Genomic DNA, 17,011 nt, shown 5'->3' on the forward strand with positions numbered 1-17,011 from the left:
GGGCGCTCCCGTAATTCTCCCCTTCGTCCATTGGAGATCCGCATGCCGCCCAGTGCCATTGCGTACGCCGAGCTGTACGTCGCGGACGACCGGGACGCCTCCGGCTTCCTCGTCGACAGCCTCGGCTTCGTCCCCCTGGCCGTGGCGGGGCCCGCCACCGGCACGCACGACCGCCGGTCCACCGTGCTGCGCAGCGGTGAGGTCACCCTCGTGGTCACCCAGGCGCTGCGGCCGGACACCGATGTCGCCCGGTACGTGGAGCGGCACGGCGACTCCATCGCGGACCTGGCCTTCACCTGCGACGACGTACGCCCCTGCTTCGACCGCGCGGTCGTCGCCGGCGCCCGGGCGCTGCAGGCGCCGGCCCCCTCGCGGCGGGCGGGCCAGGACGCGTGGTTCGCCGCCGTCTCCGGCTTCGGGGAGATCCGGCACACGCTGGTCGCCGCCACCGGCGACGGCGCGGCACCGCTGCCGCCCGACCGCGACTGGGCACTGCTGCCGGCCGCCACGGACCACGCGGGCCCCCGGCCCTTCCTCGACCACGTCGCCGTCTGCCTGGAGGCCGGCACGCTGCGGAGCACCGCCGAGTTCTACGAGGCGGCCTTCGACATGCCCTACTACTCCTCCGAGTACATCGAGGTGGGCGAGCAGGCGATGGACTCGATCGTCGTGCGCAACGCCGACGGCGGCATCACCTTCACGCTCATCGAGCCGGACGACACCCGGGTACCGGGCCAGATCAACCAGTTCCTGACCGCCCACGACGGCCCGGGCGTCCAGCACCTGGCCTTCCTGGTGGACGACATCGTCGAGTCGGTCCGCTCGCTCGGCAACCGCGGTGTCGCCTTCCTGCGCACCCCGGGCGCCTACTACGACCTGCTCACCGAGCGGGTCGGCGCCATGGCCGACGCCATCGGCGACCTGCGCGAGACCAACGTCCTCGCGGACCGCGACGAGTGGGGCTACCTGCTGCAGATCTTCACTCGCTCGCCCTACCCGCGCGGCACCCTCTTCTACGAGTACATCCAGCGCAACGGAGCCCGCGGCTTCGGCAGTTCCAACATCAAGGCGCTGTACGAGGCCGTCGAGAGGGAGCGGGAAGTGGCCGGTCGATGACGTCCGCCACCCGTGCGCCCGCCGGCGCCGCCTCCGGGGAGCCGGACCGCGAGCCGCTCACGCTCGACGACTTCGCCCGGCTCGCGCGCCGGCGACTGCCCCCCGAAGTGTGGGACTTCATCGCCGGAGGTGCCGGACGGGAGCGGACCCTCACCGCCAATGAGGCCGTCTTCGACGCCGTGCGGCTGCGGCCCCGGGCGCTGCCCGGCGTCGAGGAGCCGGACACCTCCGTGGAACTGCTGGGCGCCCGGTGGGCGGCGCCGGTGGGCATCGCGCCGGTGGCCTACCACGAACTCGCCCATCCCGACGGCGAACCGGCCACCGCCGCCGCCGCGGGCGCCCTCGGTCTCCCGCTCGTCGTGAGCACCTTCGCGAGCCGGTCCCTCGAAGAGGTGGCGCACGCCGCGAGTGCACCGCTGTGGCTCCAGCTGTACTGCTTCCGCGACCACGGCACCACCCTGGACCTGGCCCGCCGGGCCCGCGACAGCGGTTACCAGGCGCTGGTGCTCACCGTCGACACCCCGTTCACCGGCCGCCGGCTGCGCGACCTCCGCAACGGGTTCACAGTGCCCGCCCACATCACCCCGGCCAACCTGGCCGGTTCGGCGGCGGCCGGCAGCGCCACCCCGGGAGCGCACAGCAGGCTGACCTTCGACCGCGGCCTGGACTGGTCCTTCGTGGCCCGGCTGGAGTCGGTGAGCGGGCTCCCGGTGCTGGCCAAGGGCGTCCTGACCGCGGCGGACGCCGAGGCAGCGGTGCGGGCGGGCGTCGAGGGCGTCGTCGTCTCCAACCACGGGGGCCGCCAACTCGACGGCGTGCCGGCCACCCTGGACGCCCTGCCCGAGGTGGTGGCCGCCGTGCGCGGACGCGTCCCGGTCCTCCTCGACGGCGGCGTCCGCACCGGCGCCGACATCCTCGCCGCGCTGGCCCTCGGCGCCCGCGCCGTCCTCGTCGGGCGGCCGGCACTGTACGCGCTCGCGGCCGGCGGCGGCACGGGCGTACGCCGGATGCTCGACCTGCTGACCGCGGAGTTCGCCGACACCATGGTCCTCACGGGCCACACCACCACCGGCACGATCGGCCCGGACACGCTGTCTCCGCCACGTCCGGTCCCGCCACAGCCGGGCTCGCCGCCCCCGGGCCCAACCACCGTGCCCCGCACGGCGCCGCACACAGACAGGAGCCACGGATGACGACCACCCGAGCGAGCGCGGATCCCGAAGGGGCCCTGCCGCGGACCGCCCTGCACCCCAGCCTCTCCGCTCCGCTGCTCGACACGATGACCTTCCTCAACGAGGTCACCCTCCGGTACCCGCAGGCGATCTCTTTCGCCCCGGGACGGCCGTACGAGGGCGACTTCGACGTCGCGCGCGTCCCCGGGCTCATCGAGACCTACCTCGACCACCTGCGCGGGCGCGGCCTCTCCGAGGAACGGGTGCGCACGGCGCTGTACCAGTACGGCGAGACCGCCGGCCAGATCAGGGACATCGTCGCGCGCATGCTCGACGTCGACGAGGACATGACGGTCGACCCCGCCGCCGTGGTCGTGACGGTCGGCTGCCAGGAGGCCGTCCTCCTCACCCTCCGTGCCCTGTTCACCGGCCCGGACGACGTACTCCTCGTCGACAGCCCCGCCTACGTCGGCATCACCGGCGCCGCGAGCCTGCTGGACATCCCCGTCGTACCGGTGCCCGGCACCCCGAACGGCCCGAGCCTGGAAGGGCTCGAACGCACCGTCCGGGAGATCGAGGCGAGCGGCCGGCGCGCCAGGTGCCTGTACGTGGTGCCCGACTGCTCCAACCCGACCGGCGTCAGCATGCGCCGGGAGGACCGCACCGCCCTGCTCGACGCCGCGGGCCGGCTGGGGCTGCTGCTCCTGGAGGACAATCCCTACGGCGTGTTCAGCTCGGTGCGCCGCCCCACCCTCAAGTCCCTCGACACCGAACGGCGCGTCGTCTACCTGGGCTCCTTCGCGAAGACCGCCTTCCCGGGCGCCCGGGTCGGCTTCGTCGTCGCGGACCAGCTGGTGGCGGGCGCGGACGGCCGGCCGCCAGGACTGCTCGCCGAGGAGCTGGCCAAGGTCAAGAGCATGGTCACCGTCAACACCTCCAGCCTGAGCCAGGCCGCCGTCGCCGGACTGCTCCTCCAGAACGGCGGTGGACTGCGGTCGGCCAACGAGACCTCCGCACGCCACTACCAGGCCACCATGAGGTGCCTGCGGGAGACCCTCGCCGCCGAACTCCCGCCCGGCTCACCGGAGACGGACGGGGTGCGCTGGAACGACCCCGACGGCGGCTTCTTCCTCACCCTCGACGTGCCGTTCGAGGCGGACGAGGCCGCGCTGGACGTCTCCGCGGAGAAGTACGGCGTCATCTGGACGCCGATGCGCCACTTCCACCTGGACGACGCGGGCGATCGGCAGATCCGGCTCTCGTGCAGCTACCTCACCACCGACCGGGCCGCCGAGGGAGCGGCGCGGCTGGCCCGCTTCGTCAAGGACCGGGCGGGCGCCTGACCCGCCCGGGCCCCTCAACTGCCGAGGTCGCTCCGCGTCACCAGCCCCGCCTCGTAGGCGATGATCGCCGCCTGCACCCGGTTGCGGACCTCCAACTGGGTGAAGATGGCGCTGACATACGTCTTGATCGTGCCCTCGACCAGGTGCAGCCGCTGCGCGATCTCCGCGTTCGACAGCCCGGCCCCCAGCATGCCGAGGACCTCCTGCTCCCGCTTGGTCAGCAGCATGGTGCGCTCCCCGGACAACTGCGAGCGCGGCGACGGCGCCCGGCGCAGCTCGGTCATCAGCCGCCGCGCCACCAGCGGCGAGAGACAGGACCCCCCGGACGCCACGGCCCGCACGCCCGAGATCAGGTCCCGCGGGTCGGACGCCTTGAGCAGGAAGCCGGCCACCCCCTGGTCGAGGGCGCGCTCGATGTACTTGTCCTCGCCGAAGGTGGTGAGGACGATCACCGCGGTGTCCGGGTTGGTGGTCCGCAGTTCTCCCGCGGCCGTCAGGCCGTCCATCTCCGGCATCCTGATGTCGAGCAGCGCCACGTCGGGCCGGTGCTTGCGGGCCAGCTCGACCGCTTTACGCCCGTCGGACGCCTCGGCGACCACCTCGATGCCCGGCTCGGTTGTCAGGATGGAGCGAACCCCGGCCCTGATGATGGTCTCGTCGTCGGCGAGCAGTACGCGAATCATCCGATCCTTCCCTGGTGGTCAGAGGGTGTTCTTGGCCATCAGGACATCATCCTTGAAGCACAGCCGGTACATCGTGTCGCCGAAGTCCAGGAGACTTCTGCTCGCCCGGTAGTACTCGCACGTCGCGCCGGCCGGCACGGACGGCTCGGAGATGACCGGCGGCGGCTTCCTGATCCGCCGGTCCGGCAGGACCGGCGTCAGCTCGTCACGGGTCTCCCCGACCCGTATCCCGGCGTAGTCCTGGGGGCTGACCGACGTCGTCGCCGAGGTGAAGACGTAAAGTCCGACGAGGAACACCACGATGGCGGCCCCGAGCACCACCGGGATCAATGCGGCCCGGCGCGCGTCGCGCCTGAGCCGGGCCCGGGTGCGCAGCAGTGCGGTCCGCGAGGCGCTGAGCCATGGCGCGGCGGTCGCGGGCCGGGCCGCGTCGGCCGGGCCGGCCCCGTGGTCCGCGCCCGTGCCGCCGCCGTCCGCGCCGCCCTCCCCGGTGTGCGGCCCCGGGGCGCCGGTCCCGGTGGCGCCGCTCGGCGGCTCGGTGGACCGCGATGCCGAGGAGGCGCTGCGCGGCAGCCGCGCGTGTACTTCGAAGCCACCGGACCGCGGCCCCGTCCGGAGCGTGCCGCCCGCGAGCCGGACGCGCTCGTCGAGGCCGATCAGCCCGGACCCGCTGCCCGCCGCCGGCGTGTCCGGGCCGTGCTCCGGCCGTTCGTTGAGGACCGAGACCACGGTCTCGTCCGCCGTGTGCGTCACCTGGACGGTGATGGGGGCGCCCGGGGCGTGCTTGGCCGCGTTGGTCAGCGCCTCCTGCACCACCCGGTAGGCCGCGAGGTCGGACAGCAGTGGTGTGCCCGGCCGGTCCCGAGCCCCGTCCTCCTGGAACGTCACCGGCGTGCCCGAGAGCTGGAACCGGCGCACGAGCTGGGCGATGGACTCGTGGGCGGGAGTCAGGGAGGGCGTGGGATCCTCCCGCAGCAGCCCGATCACCTCGTGCAGCCGCTCGGTGGCCATCGTGCACCGCTCGCGCAACTGCCCGACGGACTCACGGTGCTGCTCCGACAGCCCGGGGGCCAGTTCCAGCCCGCCGGCGAGCAGCGCCATCACGCTCAGCTCGTGACCGAGGGAGTCGTGGATGTCCTGCGCGATCCGGGCCCGCTCCTTCATCCTGGCCTGGTCGGCGATGTAACGCTGGCGCCACTCGAGTTGCTCGGCGTGCTCCCAGCCGGCATGGGCCAGCGCGGTGCGCTGGCTCCACCAGTTCCCCGCCCACCAGGGCAGCACGCAGGCGATGAACTCGGTCATCAGCAGGCTCAGCCAGTCCTTGGTCTGGGCGACCGTGCCCACGAGCAGGAGTCCGGTCACCGCGACACAGAGGAACACCAGGTGCGCGGGCCACAGCCGGGTCAGTCTGCGGCCCGCGAGGCAGCTGAGCACCACCGTCGCCATCGCCGGCCACAGGCTCGCGCCGAACCACGGATAGAACAGGGTGAGGAGCGCCGCCAGCAGCAGGGACAGCAGGGGCGCCGTGCGCCGCACCACGACCGCGGCCGTGATGACGAGGCAGGCGGTCAGCCAGCTGACCGGCGTGGTCACCAGCGCCTGGGTACTGAACGCCGAGGGCGCCAGCAGGACCAGGACCAGCACCAGATCACCGCGCCGGGCGAAAGGGCGTTCGGAGCACAGGACCCGCAGGAGCGATCGGATTCGTCGGCGCACGGCCTGCCATCGGTGCATTCCAGCACGGTACAAGAAGGGTCGCGGCCTCCGGATCTGCCGAAAGTCGAATGCGGTCGTTGCCGATCGCCAGATGCCTTCGCCCTTCTCCTCTCCCTAGCGTTGAACACGTGACTTTGGAAGGAGCCACCAGGCGATGATCACTTTGGACCGACTGACCAAGCGGTACGGCGACAAGACGGCCGTCTCGGACCTCTCGTTCGAGATCAAACCGGGAAAGGTCACCGGATTCCTCGGCCCGAACGGCGCGGGGAAGTCGACGACCATGCGCATGATCGTCGGTCTGGACGCGCCGACGTCGGGGCGGGCCCTGCTGAGGGGCAAGCGCTACGAGGAGCTGCGGCACCCCTTGCGCGAGGTCGGCGCCCTGCTCGACGCCCGCGCCGGCCACCCCGGCCGCTCGGCCTACCACCACCTGCTCGGTATGGCCCGCAGCAACGGCATCCCGGCCTCCCGGGTCGCCGAGGTCCTGGAGACCGTGGGCCTGACCGAGGTGGCGAAGAAGCGCATCGGCTCCTTCTCCCTCGGCATGGGCCAGCGGCTCGGGATCGCCGCGGCCCTGCTGGGCGACCCCAAGGTGCTGCTCTTCGACGAGCCGGTCAACGGACTGGACCCGGACGGCGTGCGCTGGGTCCGCGAGCTGATGCGCTCCCTGGCCGCGGAGGGCAGGACGATCTTCGTCTCCAGTCACCTGATGAGCGAGATGCAGGAGACCGCCGACCACCTCCTGGTCATCGGCCGCGGGAAGATCATCGCGGACGCGCCGATCGAAGAGGTCATCGCGGGCAGCTCGCTGACCGCCGTCCGGGTCCGGACCCCGCAGCCCGACGTGCTGAGGCGGGAGCTGCTGGAGTCCGGACTGCGAGTCGAGCCCGGCGCGGGCTCCACGCCCGACGAACTCCTCGTCGTCGGCGGCACGCTGGAGGAGATCGGCGACCTGGCGTTCCACCACCGTGTCCCCATCCACGAACTCAGCATGCGCAAGGCCAGCCTGGAACAGGCGTACATGGAACTCACCGCCGCGAGCGTGGAGTACGGCTCTCCCGCGCTCGCCCAGGCCACCGAAGCTCCGGACCACCAGAAGGCGTAACTGGACATGACTACTACTGCAACCGCCCCCAAGCTCGTGGGCCCAGTGAAGGGCGGCGGCTTCAAGGGCGCCGTCGCGTTCGAGTGGACCAAGTTCTGGAGCGTCCGGGCCACTTGGTGGAACCTGGCCGTCGGTCTGCTGCTCACGGTGGGCTTCGCCGCCATCGTCGGCGCGTCGGCCGACGCCAGCGCGAAGAAGGGCGTCGACGTCACGATGCCCGCCCCGCACCACGCGTCCCAGGCCTTCCTCATCTCCCAGCTGGCCATCGTGGTCCTCGCCACCCTCGCCCTCACCAGCGAGTACTCCAGCGGCTCCATCCGCACGACGCTGCAGAGCGTGCCCAAGCGCGGCCGGATGCTCCGGTGCAAGACCCTGGTGATCGGCGCCGTCGTGATCGCCGCGGGCTTCGTCTTCAGCCTGCTGGGCACCTTGGTGGCCGCGCCCCTGATGGGCGAATACGGCGACTACACCGGCGGCCAGTTGCTCGGCACCGCACTGGGCGCCGGGGTCTATCTCGGGCTCCTCGCCGTGATGGCCGTCGGACTCGGCACCGTCCTGCGCAGCGCGGCGGGCACCATCACCACCCTCATCATGGTGCTGCTCGCGCTGCCGCAGCTGATGGGCGTCGTCGGCGCCAAGTGGCTGGAGACCGCCTCCGACTACATGCCCAGCGTCGCCGGCACCGTCCTGCTGACCCAGGACAGCGACCCCTACGGCGGCGGAGTCGCCCTGCTGGTCCTCGTGCTGTGGGCGCTGGCCGCCTACGTGGCGGGCTCCGCCGTCCTGCGCCGCCGAGACGCCTAGGAAGTCCGTACTCCACCCCCCGCGGAACACGAAGGGGCCGCACTCCGCCCGTCGGTGTGCGGCCCCTTCGCCGTGTCCGCACGCGCGGGGGCCGACGGGCGATAGCGGTGCGATAAGGGGCACATAGCGGGCCTCGCCAAGGTGGTGGAGCCGCATCCTCACCCCACCTTGGAGGCTGTTCCATGCGCACCACGACGAAGACCAGGACCACCCTCGCCGTCCTCGGTTCGGCGCTCGCGCTCGGCGTCGCCGCCGCCCCCGCCCAGGCGGCCCCCGCGGACAAGCCGCAGGTGCTCTCCTCGTTCACGCAGACCAGCGCGTCCAGCCAGAACGCGTGGCTCGCGGCCAACCGCAACCAGTCCGCCTGGGCCGCCTACGGGTTCGACTGGTCGACCGACGGGTGCACCCAGGCGCCCGACAACCCCTTCGGCTTCCCCTTCGACAGCGCCTGCGCGCGCCATGACTTCGGCTACCGCAACTACAAGGCGGCCGGCCAGTTCGACGCCAACAAGAGCCGCCTCGACAGCGCCTTCTACGAGGACATGAAGCGCGTCTGCACCGGCTACACCGGCGAGAAGAACACGGCCTGCAACAGCACCGCCTGGACGTACTACCAGGCTGTCAAGATCTTCGGCTGACCCGCGGCACGGGCCGGCACTCCGGCGGGAGCCGGCCCGAGCCCCGCCGGAGAGGGTCCGAGCCGAGGAGAGGAAGGCGCATGCGCAGCGTCGTCATCGTGGGTGCCGGAGTGATCGGCCGATCCGTGGGGCTCGCACTGCGGCGGCACGGCGTGACCACCTACCTGACCGACGCCGACCCCGAGGCGGCACTGGCCGGCGAACGCTGCGGCGCGGGCTTCGCCGCGCGACCCCCGCGGCAGGCCGACATCGCGGTCCTCGCGGTGCCGCCCGACCAGGTCGCCCCGGTCCTCGCCGAGCACCAGAAGCTCGGCACCGCCCGCTGCTACACCGATGTCTCCGGCGTCAAGGTGCCCCTGCACCGTGAGGTCCGGGCCTACGGCTGCGACCTGACCTCGCTGGTCAGCGGCGCCCCCGTGGTCGGCGGCGGACAAGGCCCGGCCCAGCCGCGGGCCGACCTCTTCGACGGCAGGCCCTGGGCGCTCACCCCCACCGAGGCCACCGGGAACCTCGCCCTGAACTGCGCGCTGGAACTGGTCGCACTGTGCGGGGCGGTCTCGGTGCTGCTCGCCCCCGAGGCACACGACCGCGCCGTGGCACTCGTCTCGCACGCCCCGCACCTGGTCGCGAGCCTGGTCGCCGCGCGCCTGCTGGGCGGCGACGAGTCGGCCGTACGGCTGGCCGGCCAGGACCTGCGCGACGTGACCAGGACCGCGGACGGCGACCCGGAGCGCTGGGCGGAGATCCTGACCGCCAACGCCGGTCCCGTAGCCGACCAGTTGGACGACTGGGCGGCCGAGGCGCAGGCGATGGCCCGCGAACTGCGGGACGCCGCCCGGTCCGGGGACGCGACCGGCCCGGTCCGGCTGCGGGAGACCCTGCGCTTCGGTGCGGCGGGACGGGCCCGCATCCGGGAGCCGGACACGCCCCGGCCCTGAGCCGGGTCGAAGGACCAGCGCGCGGAGAGCACCACCTGCACGGACCGGCAACCCCGACGGAAAGGACACCACCATGCGCGGAATCCCGCGCGCCGCGGCTCTCGCCGGGGCCATCGGCGCGGCCGCCCTGCTCCCGCCGACGACGGCCTCCGCCACGCCCGACGGGACCGCGGCACCCGGCTGTCTGACGGACAGTGAGACCGAGGACTTCGGCCGGGGCGAGATCACCGTATGCGTCGACGGCGGCGGCGTGCGCGTGACCGGCTACGTCGAGGACCTCAAGCCCGGCGGGCCCTTCACGGGCGGCGACTCCGGCTGCGTCGCCTGGTCCATCGACTGGCAGACCGCCACCGGAACCGACTCCAGCAGCAGCCACATGGCCTGCCCGCACTTCCCGGGCGGCGAGGCGTACGTCGAGTTCGACTACGACCCGACCGAGTCGGAGTACGGCCCGAAGGACGTCACCGGGGTGCGGAGCACGAGCCTCGCGCTGGTCTTCATGTGACGGCCCTGCCCAAGAGCCCCCGGAAGAACCCCCCGCCGGAAGGACCCCTGCCATAAGAAAGGGGAAAGCGGCGAAGCAGACGACCAAGGTCCAGGCGTGGCACCGTTCGGCCCACGGAGATCGCACAGACTCCTGCCGACCAAGGTCATGAAAGCGCCGTCCCCGCTGTCACCTCGCGGTTTTCCCTCCTAACGTCATCAGTGTTCCTGCTTCCGACGAAGTGAGCGCTGATGACGAAAGTGACCGGAGCCGGCCGTGCGGGACGTCGATGCGCGGCCCTCGCGGCCGCGCTGCTGCTGGCCGTCGCGCCCTCCTGCGAGGGCGGGCGGAGCGCGGCCGCCGCCCCGGCACCCGAGGTGGCCCGGGACGCGCCCGCCCTGCCCGCGCCGACCGGCGCCCTGCCGGTCGGCCTGCGCACGACCCAGTTGAGCGACACCTCCCGGCGCGACCCCTGGAACCCCGACCGGCACCGCGAGCTGACGGTCTCGCTCTGGTACCCCGCACTGCCCTCCCGTGCGCCGCACGCCTCCTACGTCACCGCGCGGGAGTCGGAGCTGATCCTGCGCTTCCACCGGGTGCGCGGCGTACCCGCCGACCTGCTCAGCCGCACCCGCGTCCACGCGCGCCTGGCCCCTCCGCCGCTCGCCGCGCCCGCGACGGGCCTGCCCCTCGTGCTGCTGTCACCGGGCTTCGCACTGCCCCGCACCTCGCTGACCGGACTGGCCGAGGAACTGGCGAGCCGGGGTTACGCCGTCGCCGCCGTGGACCACGCCTACGAGGCCCCGGCCATCAGCCACCCCGACGGCCGCGTCACCGGCTGCCTGGCCTGCGAACGGCGTCCCGAGGGCGCCCGGGTGGCCGCCGTCCGCGCCGCCGACCTCCGCTTCCTGCGCGATCGGCTGCTCGGGTCGCCCGGCACGGCGGGGCTGCCGCCCCTGGACCCGTCGCGGGTGGCGGTGGTGGGCCACTCCATGGGCGGTGCCGCGGCCTTCGAGGCGCTGCGCACCGATGCGGGTTTCGCCGCCGCGGCCAACCTGGACGGCACCGTGCACACGGCCGGGAAGAGCCCGGTGGACCGGCCGTTCCTGCTGCTCGGCGCGGGCGGGCACGGCCGCCCCGGCGCCGACGCCACCTGGGGACGGACCTGGCGGGACCTGTCGGGAACGCGCCGCTGGCTGTCGGTGCGCGGTGCGGGGCACCTCTCCTTCACCGACTACGCCCCGCTCCTGGAGCGGACCGGAGCGGCCGGCCCCGAGGTCACGCTCGGCGCGGCGGACGCCCAGCGGATCACCCGGGAGCTGGTGGTCGCCTACCTCGACGAGCGGCTGCGGCAGCACGGCCCCCGTCTCGACACGGCGGTCCGGCACGCCCCGGAGGTCGTCGACCACGGCCGCTGAGCAGTCCGCGGCGGCCCGTGGAAAAAACGGATCGATATCGGAAGGAAAGACGGTCCCCGTACCTTGACCGGAGTCGGCAGGGTCCGCGACTCGCGCAGAGTTCACCCGACGCTCCCGGAAGGAATGAAGACGTGACCAATCCGTTCGAAGACGCAGACGGCCGCTATCTCGTGCTGGTCAATGAGGAGGGGCAGCACTCGCTGTGGCCGTCGTTCGTGGACGTGCCCGCAGGGTGGACGGTCGCCTTCGGCGAGTCCGACCGGGAGGCGTGCCTGGAGTACGTGGAGAAGAACTGGACCGACATGCGGCCCAGGAGCCTCGTGGAGGCGATGAGCGCCGGCAACTGACGCCTGGCGCACGCGACGGCCCGTACGACCCCGGCTGGGGCGTACGGGCCGATGTCGTACCCCGGCTCAGTCGGCGAGCGCCGCCCCGACCGGGGTGGCGGCCGTCAGGCAGTGGAAGGCGTGCAGCCGCACCAACTCCTGCCACCGGTAGCGCATCTCGCCCCAGGCGCCGCCGCGGCCCACCGCCTCCAGGAGCTGGGCGTCGACCAGGGTCTCGATCAGGTCCTCGGCCTCCATAAGATCCGTGCCGAGCACCTGCGCCGCCTGCTCGGCGTCGAAGTCCGTGTCGTCGAGACGGCTCAACTCCCGGTAGGCGGAGGCCACCCTGGGGTCCAGCTCCCGCATGCTGCGGTCCAGCCGGGCGCGCAGCGAGTCGTCCCCGATGCTGAGTTCCGCCAGCCGGTCGCCCGAGCGCTCCAGTCGGCGGACCAGATCGAGGACCCGCCAGTGCGTCTTGGTGAGCAGCCGGGCCGCGGCGGCCCGCAGCGCGAGCGGGGTGTGCCCGCACAGCGCGGCGAGCCGGCTGGTCGCCTCGGGGGATTCCTCCGCCCTGGCGTCCCGCAGCACACTGGTCAGCGTCTCCCGGGACTCGTCGTCCGACAGCGGCGCCACGCGCAGGCGCAGGGCGCGGTACTTCTGCATCAGCTCGTCCAGGTTGGCCCGGCCGGTGATGAGGACGCAGCACCCGCCGCTCGTGGGCAGCAGATGACGCACCTGGGCGTATGACGAGGCGTGGTCGAGCACGATCAGGACGCGCCTGCCCTCCAGCATCCCGCGGTACCGCTCGGCCGCGTCCGCGGGCTCGGTGGGCAGCGGGCCCTCGGCTCCCAGCTGGCGCAGGAACTGGTGGAGCACCCCCAGTGTGTCGCCCTCCCGGAGGTCGGCGAACAACTGACCGTCGGGGAATCTGTGGGCCGTGCGGTGCGCCCAGTTGACGGCGAGGCTCGTCTTTCCGATTCCGGGACTTCCGGTGATGTAGGCGATGGGGGAGGGATTGTGCGCGGATCCGTCGAGCAGCACATCATCCATCAGCCACTGCTCTCGACTACGCCCGATGAAGTAGGCGTCGCTTTCCGGAAGCTGACTCGGAACGGTCTGCTGTCTGTCTCTTTGCTGCATCGCTATGCCCGGGACGTCGAGCTGTGGGAATTCGTCCCGGAGGATCGAGTCGTGCAGCGCCTGGAGGTCGGTGCCCAGTTCAAGACCGATCTCTTCGATGGAGTGTCGCATTCCGTCGCGAAATGTCGTCAGCGCCTCCGCACGCCGGCCCGAACGGTACTGGGCGAGCATCAGGTAGTAGCGCAGCCGGTCCCGCAGTGGACAGGCGCCGACCAGTGCCTGGAGTTCACCCAGGACGGCCTGGTGCTCGCCGAGTTGGAGGCGAAGCGCGGTGAGCTGTTCCACGGCCAGCATCCGCTGTTCGTCGAGGCGGGCCGCCTCGGTTTCGGCGAACGGCGCGTAGACGCCGCCGAGCGCGGGGCCGCGCCACAGGGCCAGCGCCTGGCGCAGCGCGTCCGCCGCGGGCGCGGGGCGGTTCTCGGCCGTCAGCTCCGTGGCCCGGGCCACCAGTTGCTCGAAGCGGAGCGAGTCGAGCGAGTGGCCGGTGAGGCTGAGCATGTAGCCGGGCGTGGCCGTGATGATGGTTTCCCGGTCCAGGCCGGCGGTGCGGAAGATCTTGCGCAGAGTGGCGATGCAAATGGCCACCTGAGTGCGCGCCGTACTCGGCGGACGGCCGTTCCAGACCTTTTCTATCAGGGCGTCAAAAGAGACTACCTGATTGAACGAGAGGAGCAGAGCGGAAAGCACGGCACGTTGCCTGGGGCCGCCCACGGTAAGGCCTCGGCCGTTCATGCTCACTTCGAGCGGCCCGAGCACTCCGAATTCGAGACCGACTGCGGGAAACTCCTTTTGAGAGTTCTCCGTATTGCCGATTCCCTTGTGTATCGGTTCTATCAGCCGAAGATTCATGACCTCTTGATACCCCCGCGTCAAGTTGTGCTGATGTCTGCGTGCTGTGACTCTCCGAATCTGTTGGGTGTCGTGGACATGAAACCTTCGCGTAGGTCGGGTCAGCCGGGTTCACCGCTGGTAGGGCCCTCGTCGCCATGTCGCTCACCTCCGGATCCGGTCTCTGTGCGTCAGCGGTTCCTGGTCTGCGTGAGTTCCTCACTTCCGTTCGGTGCCGTACGCCCGGGCCCGGTGGCCGGGCGGCAGTGTGAGGGGGATCGGTGCGAATGTCGCGGTCGTGGTCGCCGGCGCGGCGCTGCCTGCGGTTCGGCCCAATGTGACCTGCGTTTTTTTACCGTCGTAGCCGGCTCCCCCCTGCCTGCAGTCGAATAATACGGATCTTCTTCAACTCCAACACTCAACTTTCGTCAGGTCTCTGCCCTGGCTTTGGTTAGTGCGGCGTTTCTTATTCCCTCGAGGCTTGGATCCGGCCCCTCGGTTACTCGTCGGTCACCTTCCCCGTGGATAGCCGAAGAATGCGAAGTCCGCTGGTGGCGGCGGATGTCGCGGTGTGCTGCGGCCGACGGGGCCGGGGTGGGCCGGAGGCGTCGCGTCCGGTCGAACCGGAGTGGACTTTGGCTGGATCCGGACGCCCTCGGCGACAGGGAGCCGTACAGACGGAAGGGACGCCCGGCACGGACCGGGCGTCCCTTCCTCTCACCGGGCGGTACGGGGGACGACCGCCCGGTCGCTCACTTGGCGTCGAGCCTGCGCCGCATCCGGGCCCAGACCACCTCCAGCACCAGTCCGGCGACCGCCGCACAGGCGACCGCCGCCCACGGCGCCGCGACACCGACAAGCTTCAGCTGGAAGAACTCCTGGAGCCACGGCACCACCAGCACCACGGCGAAGCTCACCGCCATGGTCAGCACCAGCAGCACCCGCCACCAGGTGTACGGGCGGGCGATGATGGCCAGGGCCCACAGCGCGGTCAGGAAGAGCGCGAGGGTCGCCGCCGAGGTCTCGGCGTCCAGGTTGTCGTCGTACACGGACCGGGCGATCAGGTAGGCGACCGAGGTGGCGGTGGCCGCCAGCGCGCCGGCCGGGATCGCGAACCGGAGGACGCGACCGACGAAGTCGGGCCGGGCACGCTCCTTGTTGGGGGCGAGCGCGATGAAGAACGCGGGGATGCCGATGGTGAGGGAGCCGACCAGGGTGATGTGGCGCGGCAGGAACGGGTAGGGCACCTGGGCGATCACGACGACCAGCGCCATCAGCACCGAGTACACGGTCTTGGTGAGGAACAGGTTGGCCACCCGCTCGATGTTTCCGATGACCCGGCGCCCCTCCGCGACCACCGAGGGCAGCGCGGAGAAGTTGTTGTTCAGCAGCACGATCTGCGCGACCGCCCGCGTGGCCGGGCTGCCCGATCCCATCCCCACGCCGATGTCCGCGTCCTTGAGCGCGAGGACGTCGTTGACGCCGTCGCCGGTCATCGCCACCGTGTGGCCGCGCGACTGCAGGGCGCCCACCATGTCCCGCTTCTGCTGCGGCCCGACCCGCCCGAAGATGGAGTTCTCCTCGACGGCGTCGGCGAGTTCCCTCGGGTCCTCGGGCAGGAACCGGGCGTCCACCGGCCGCTCCGCTCCCGGCAGCGACAGGCTGGACGCGACGGCGCCCACCGAGACGGCGTTGTCGCCCGAGATCACCTTCGCCGTCACGCCCTGGTCGGCGAAGTACCGGAGGGTGGCCGGCGCCTCCTGCCGCACCCGCTGCTTGATGACGACCAGCGCCGCCGGGGTGACCGCGTCGGGTACGGCGGCGGGGTCGTCCATGAGCGCGTCCAGCGGCCGCGAACAGCGTGCGAGGAGCAGCACGCGCAGCCCCCGCGCCCCGTAGGAGTCGGCGGCGGTGAGCACCGAGTGCCCGGCCGGCAGCATCGTGTCCGGGGCTCCGAGCAGCCATGCCGACTCGGCGCCGGACGGCTCGACGAAGGAGGCGCCGCTCCAGCGCCGCGCGGACGAGAAGGGCGCGGTGGCGGTGCGCCGCCAGTCCTCGGGTGCGGGGTAGGACTCGATGATCGCCTGGAGGCTGGCGTTGGGGCGCTCGTCGGCGGCGCCGAGGGCGCCGAGCACCGCCTCGGCCGGCACGTCCGGCAGCAGTTGCAGGACCTCGTCGATGTCCATCGAGGCCTCGGTGAGCGTCCCCGTCTTGTCCAGGCAGACCGTGTCCACCCGGGCCAGCCCCTCGATCGCGGGCAGCTCCTGCACGAGGCACTGCTTCTTGCCGAGCCGGACCACGCCGACCGCGAAGGCCAGGGAGGTCAGCAGCACCAGGCCCTCGGGGACCATGGGGACGAGACCGCCCACCATGCGGCGGATCGCCTCCGAGAAGTTGTCGTCGTTCACCACGAACTGCGTGATGATCAGCGCGACACCCGCCGGGATGATCGCGTAGGTGACGAACTTCAGGATCCGGTCGATGCCGTTGCGCAGCTCGGAGTTGACGAGGCTGAAGCGCTTCGCCTCCTCGGCGAGCTGCGAGGCGTACGCCTCCCGGCCCACCCGGGTGGCGGTGAAGGTCCCCGACCCGGCGACCACGAAGCTGCCGGACATCACCGGGTCACCGGGTTGCTTGACCACCGGGTCGGCCTCGCCGGTGAGCAGCGATTCGTCGACCTCCAGGTTGTCGCCCGAGGTGACCGTGCCGTCCACCACGATCTTGTCGCCCTGGCCGAGGTCGATGGTGTCGTCGATGACGATGTCGGAGGCGCTCAGCTCGACCCGCTGCCCGTCCCGCCAGACGCGGGGCCGGCTCTCACCGACGATCGCGAGCTGGTCCAGGGTCCGCTTGGCGCGCACCTCCTGGATGATGCCGATCAGTGTGTTGGCGAGGATGACCCCGCCGAACAGTCCGTCCTGCACCGGCCCGACGATCATCACGATGACGAACAGCACGCCGATGATCGCGTTGATGCGTGTGAACAGGTTGCTGCGGACGATCTCGCCGATGCTGCGGCTCGACCGGGCCGGCACATCGTTGACCTGCCCCGCCGCGACCCGTTCGGCGACCTCGGCCGCGGTGAGGCCGCCTCTCCCGCCGACGCGTGTCGTGCCCCCCGGCTCGTCCAACTGGTTCTTCATCCCTGACGCCCTCCCGGGCTCGACTCCGCGCTCAGTTCCGGTCTTGGCTGCGTCCCCCGCGAAGTGACTGTAGGAGCCCGTCATCCCCCGTCACCAGGAACGAACGACGTCTCTTGCGCCTTACTTTCGACAGGGACGGATCTTGGCCCGGCGG

General features: G+C 71.8%; 14 protein-coding genes. 10 read left to right on the forward strand and 4 right to left on the reverse strand.

Going from position 1 to position 17,011, the window contains the following annotated elements:
- Positions 1-42 precede the first annotated feature (42 nt).
- From hppD to ACFW47_RS32175, 3 genes are read left to right on the forward strand one after another with little or no spacing between them, the layout of a single operon-like run.
- Positions 43-1,116: a 4-hydroxyphenylpyruvate dioxygenase gene (gene hppD, locus ACFW47_RS32165; protein ID WP_386276272.1), complete on the forward strand. Its 1,074-nt coding sequence runs from the start codon at positions 43-45 to the stop codon at positions 1,114-1,116.
- Positions 1,113-2,309 (forward strand): alpha-hydroxy acid oxidase, encoded by a 1,197-nt coding sequence (locus ACFW47_RS32170; RefSeq protein WP_386307912.1) that lies wholly within the window; start codon positions 1,113-1,115, stop codon positions 2,307-2,309. Before hppD ends, ACFW47_RS32170 begins: the two co-directional genes overlap by 4 nt.
- Complete coding sequence (locus tag ACFW47_RS32175; RefSeq protein ID WP_386276270.1) at positions 2,306-3,631, forward strand: PLP-dependent aminotransferase family protein; 1,326 nt, start codon at positions 2,306-2,308, stop codon at positions 3,629-3,631. The genes ACFW47_RS32170 and ACFW47_RS32175 overlap by 4 nt, the downstream gene beginning before the upstream one ends.
- 14 nt (positions 3,632-3,645) lie before the next feature.
- Here the strand turns inward: ACFW47_RS32175 and absA2 are convergent, their stop codons facing one another.
- Together absA2 and ACFW47_RS32185 are read right to left on the reverse strand one after the other, a co-directional pair.
- A complete protein-coding gene (gene absA2 / locus ACFW47_RS32180) occupies positions 3,646-4,314 on the reverse strand; it encodes a two component system response regulator (RefSeq protein ID WP_386276269.1) in 669 nt (222 codons plus the stop codon).
- An 18-nt stretch (positions 4,315-4,332) separates the two neighbouring features.
- Positions 4,333-6,048 carry a sensor histidine kinase gene (locus ACFW47_RS32185; protein WP_386307913.1) on the reverse strand — a complete coding sequence of 572 codons (1,716 nt, stop codon included), beginning with the start codon at positions 6,046-6,048 and terminating at the stop codon, positions 4,333-4,335.
- Between the two features lie 136 nt (positions 6,049-6,184).
- Between ACFW47_RS32185 and ACFW47_RS32190 the strand changes: the two genes are divergently transcribed.
- From ACFW47_RS32190 to ACFW47_RS32220, 7 genes are all read left to right on the forward strand, one after another.
- Positions 6,185-7,138 (forward strand): ABC transporter ATP-binding protein, encoded by a 954-nt coding sequence (locus ACFW47_RS32190; RefSeq protein ID WP_386276267.1) that lies wholly within the window; start codon positions 6,185-6,187, stop codon positions 7,136-7,138.
- Positions 7,139-7,144: 6 nt separating this feature from the next.
- A complete protein-coding gene (locus ACFW47_RS32195; RefSeq protein ID WP_386307914.1) occupies positions 7,145-7,942 on the forward strand; it encodes an ABC transporter in 798 nt (265 codons plus the stop codon).
- A gap of 182 nt (positions 7,943-8,124) precedes the next feature.
- Positions 8,125-8,580, forward strand: coding sequence for a phospholipase (locus ACFW47_RS32200; protein WP_386307916.1), 456 nt, complete (start codon positions 8,125-8,127; stop codon positions 8,578-8,580).
- Between the two features lie 80 nt (positions 8,581-8,660).
- A complete protein-coding gene (locus ACFW47_RS32205) occupies positions 8,661-9,518 on the forward strand; it encodes a prephenate dehydrogenase (protein WP_019328561.1) in 858 nt (285 codons plus the stop codon).
- Between the two features lie 73 nt (positions 9,519-9,591).
- Positions 9,592-10,023: a hypothetical protein gene (locus ACFW47_RS32210; RefSeq protein WP_386276264.1), complete on the forward strand. Its 432-nt coding sequence runs from the start codon at positions 9,592-9,594 to the stop codon at positions 10,021-10,023.
- Positions 10,024-10,253: 230 nt separating this feature from the next.
- Positions 10,254-11,420 carry an alpha/beta hydrolase family protein gene (locus ACFW47_RS32215; protein ID WP_386276263.1) on the forward strand — a complete coding sequence of 389 codons (1,167 nt, stop codon included), beginning with the start codon at positions 10,254-10,256 and terminating at the stop codon, positions 11,418-11,420.
- Positions 11,421-11,551: 131 nt separating this feature from the next.
- Positions 11,552-11,767: an MbtH family protein gene (locus ACFW47_RS32220; RefSeq protein ID WP_019328564.1), complete on the forward strand. Its 216-nt coding sequence runs from the start codon at positions 11,552-11,554 to the stop codon at positions 11,765-11,767.
- A gap of 66 nt (positions 11,768-11,833) precedes the next feature.
- Here the strand turns inward: ACFW47_RS32220 and ACFW47_RS32225 are convergent, their stop codons facing one another.
- Together ACFW47_RS32225 and ACFW47_RS32230 are read right to left on the reverse strand one after the other, a co-directional pair.
- Positions 11,834-13,735, reverse strand: a complete 1,902-nt coding sequence (locus ACFW47_RS32225; protein WP_386307917.1) for a BTAD domain-containing putative transcriptional regulator — start codon at positions 13,733-13,735, stop codon at positions 11,834-11,836.
- 731 nt (positions 13,736-14,466) lie between these two features.
- Complete coding sequence (locus tag ACFW47_RS32230) at positions 14,467-16,857, reverse strand: HAD-IC family P-type ATPase (RefSeq protein WP_386276260.1); 2,391 nt, start codon at positions 16,855-16,857, stop codon at positions 14,467-14,469.
- Positions 16,858-17,011: the final 154 nt, after the last annotated feature.

Origin of the sequence: Streptomyces sp. NPDC058796 (genome assembly GCF_042745235.1) — a bacterium.
In the GTDB taxonomy this organism is placed as follows: domain Bacteria; phylum Actinomycetota; class Actinomycetes; order Streptomycetales; family Streptomycetaceae; genus Streptomyces.

Coding starts and splice junctions, on each gene's coding strand:
- hppD (WP_386276272.1), top strand. CDS start 43: ATGCCGCCCAGTGCCATTGCGTACGCCGAGCTGTACGTCGCGGACGAC.
- ACFW47_RS32170 (WP_386307912.1), top strand. CDS start 1,113: ATGACGTCCGCCACCCGTGCGCCCGCCGGCGCCGCCTCCGGGGAGCCG.
- ACFW47_RS32175 (WP_386276270.1), top strand. CDS start 2,306: ATGACGACCACCCGAGCGAGCGCGGATCCCGAAGGGGCCCTGCCGCGG.
- absA2 (WP_386276269.1), bottom strand. CDS start 4,314: ATGATTCGCGTACTGCTCGCCGACGACGAGACCATCATCAGGGCCGGG.
- ACFW47_RS32185 (WP_386307913.1), bottom strand. CDS start 6,048: ATGCACCGATGGCAGGCCGTGCGCCGACGAATCCGATCGCTCCTGCGG.
- ACFW47_RS32190 (WP_386276267.1), top strand. CDS start 6,185: ATGATCACTTTGGACCGACTGACCAAGCGGTACGGCGACAAGACGGCC.
- ACFW47_RS32195 (WP_386307914.1), top strand. CDS start 7,145: ATGACTACTACTGCAACCGCCCCCAAGCTCGTGGGCCCAGTGAAGGGC.
- ACFW47_RS32200 (WP_386307916.1), top strand. CDS start 8,125: ATGCGCACCACGACGAAGACCAGGACCACCCTCGCCGTCCTCGGTTCG.
- ACFW47_RS32205 (WP_019328561.1), top strand. CDS start 8,661: ATGCGCAGCGTCGTCATCGTGGGTGCCGGAGTGATCGGCCGATCCGTG.
- ACFW47_RS32210 (WP_386276264.1), top strand. CDS start 9,592: ATGCGCGGAATCCCGCGCGCCGCGGCTCTCGCCGGGGCCATCGGCGCG.
- ACFW47_RS32215 (WP_386276263.1), top strand. CDS start 10,254: ATGACGAAAGTGACCGGAGCCGGCCGTGCGGGACGTCGATGCGCGGCC.
- ACFW47_RS32225 (WP_386307917.1), bottom strand. CDS start 13,735: ATGAATCTTCGGCTGATAGAACCGATACACAAGGGAATCGGCAATACG.
- ACFW47_RS32230 (WP_386276260.1), bottom strand. CDS start 16,857: ATGAAGAACCAGTTGGACGAGCCGGGGGGCACGACACGCGTCGGCGGG.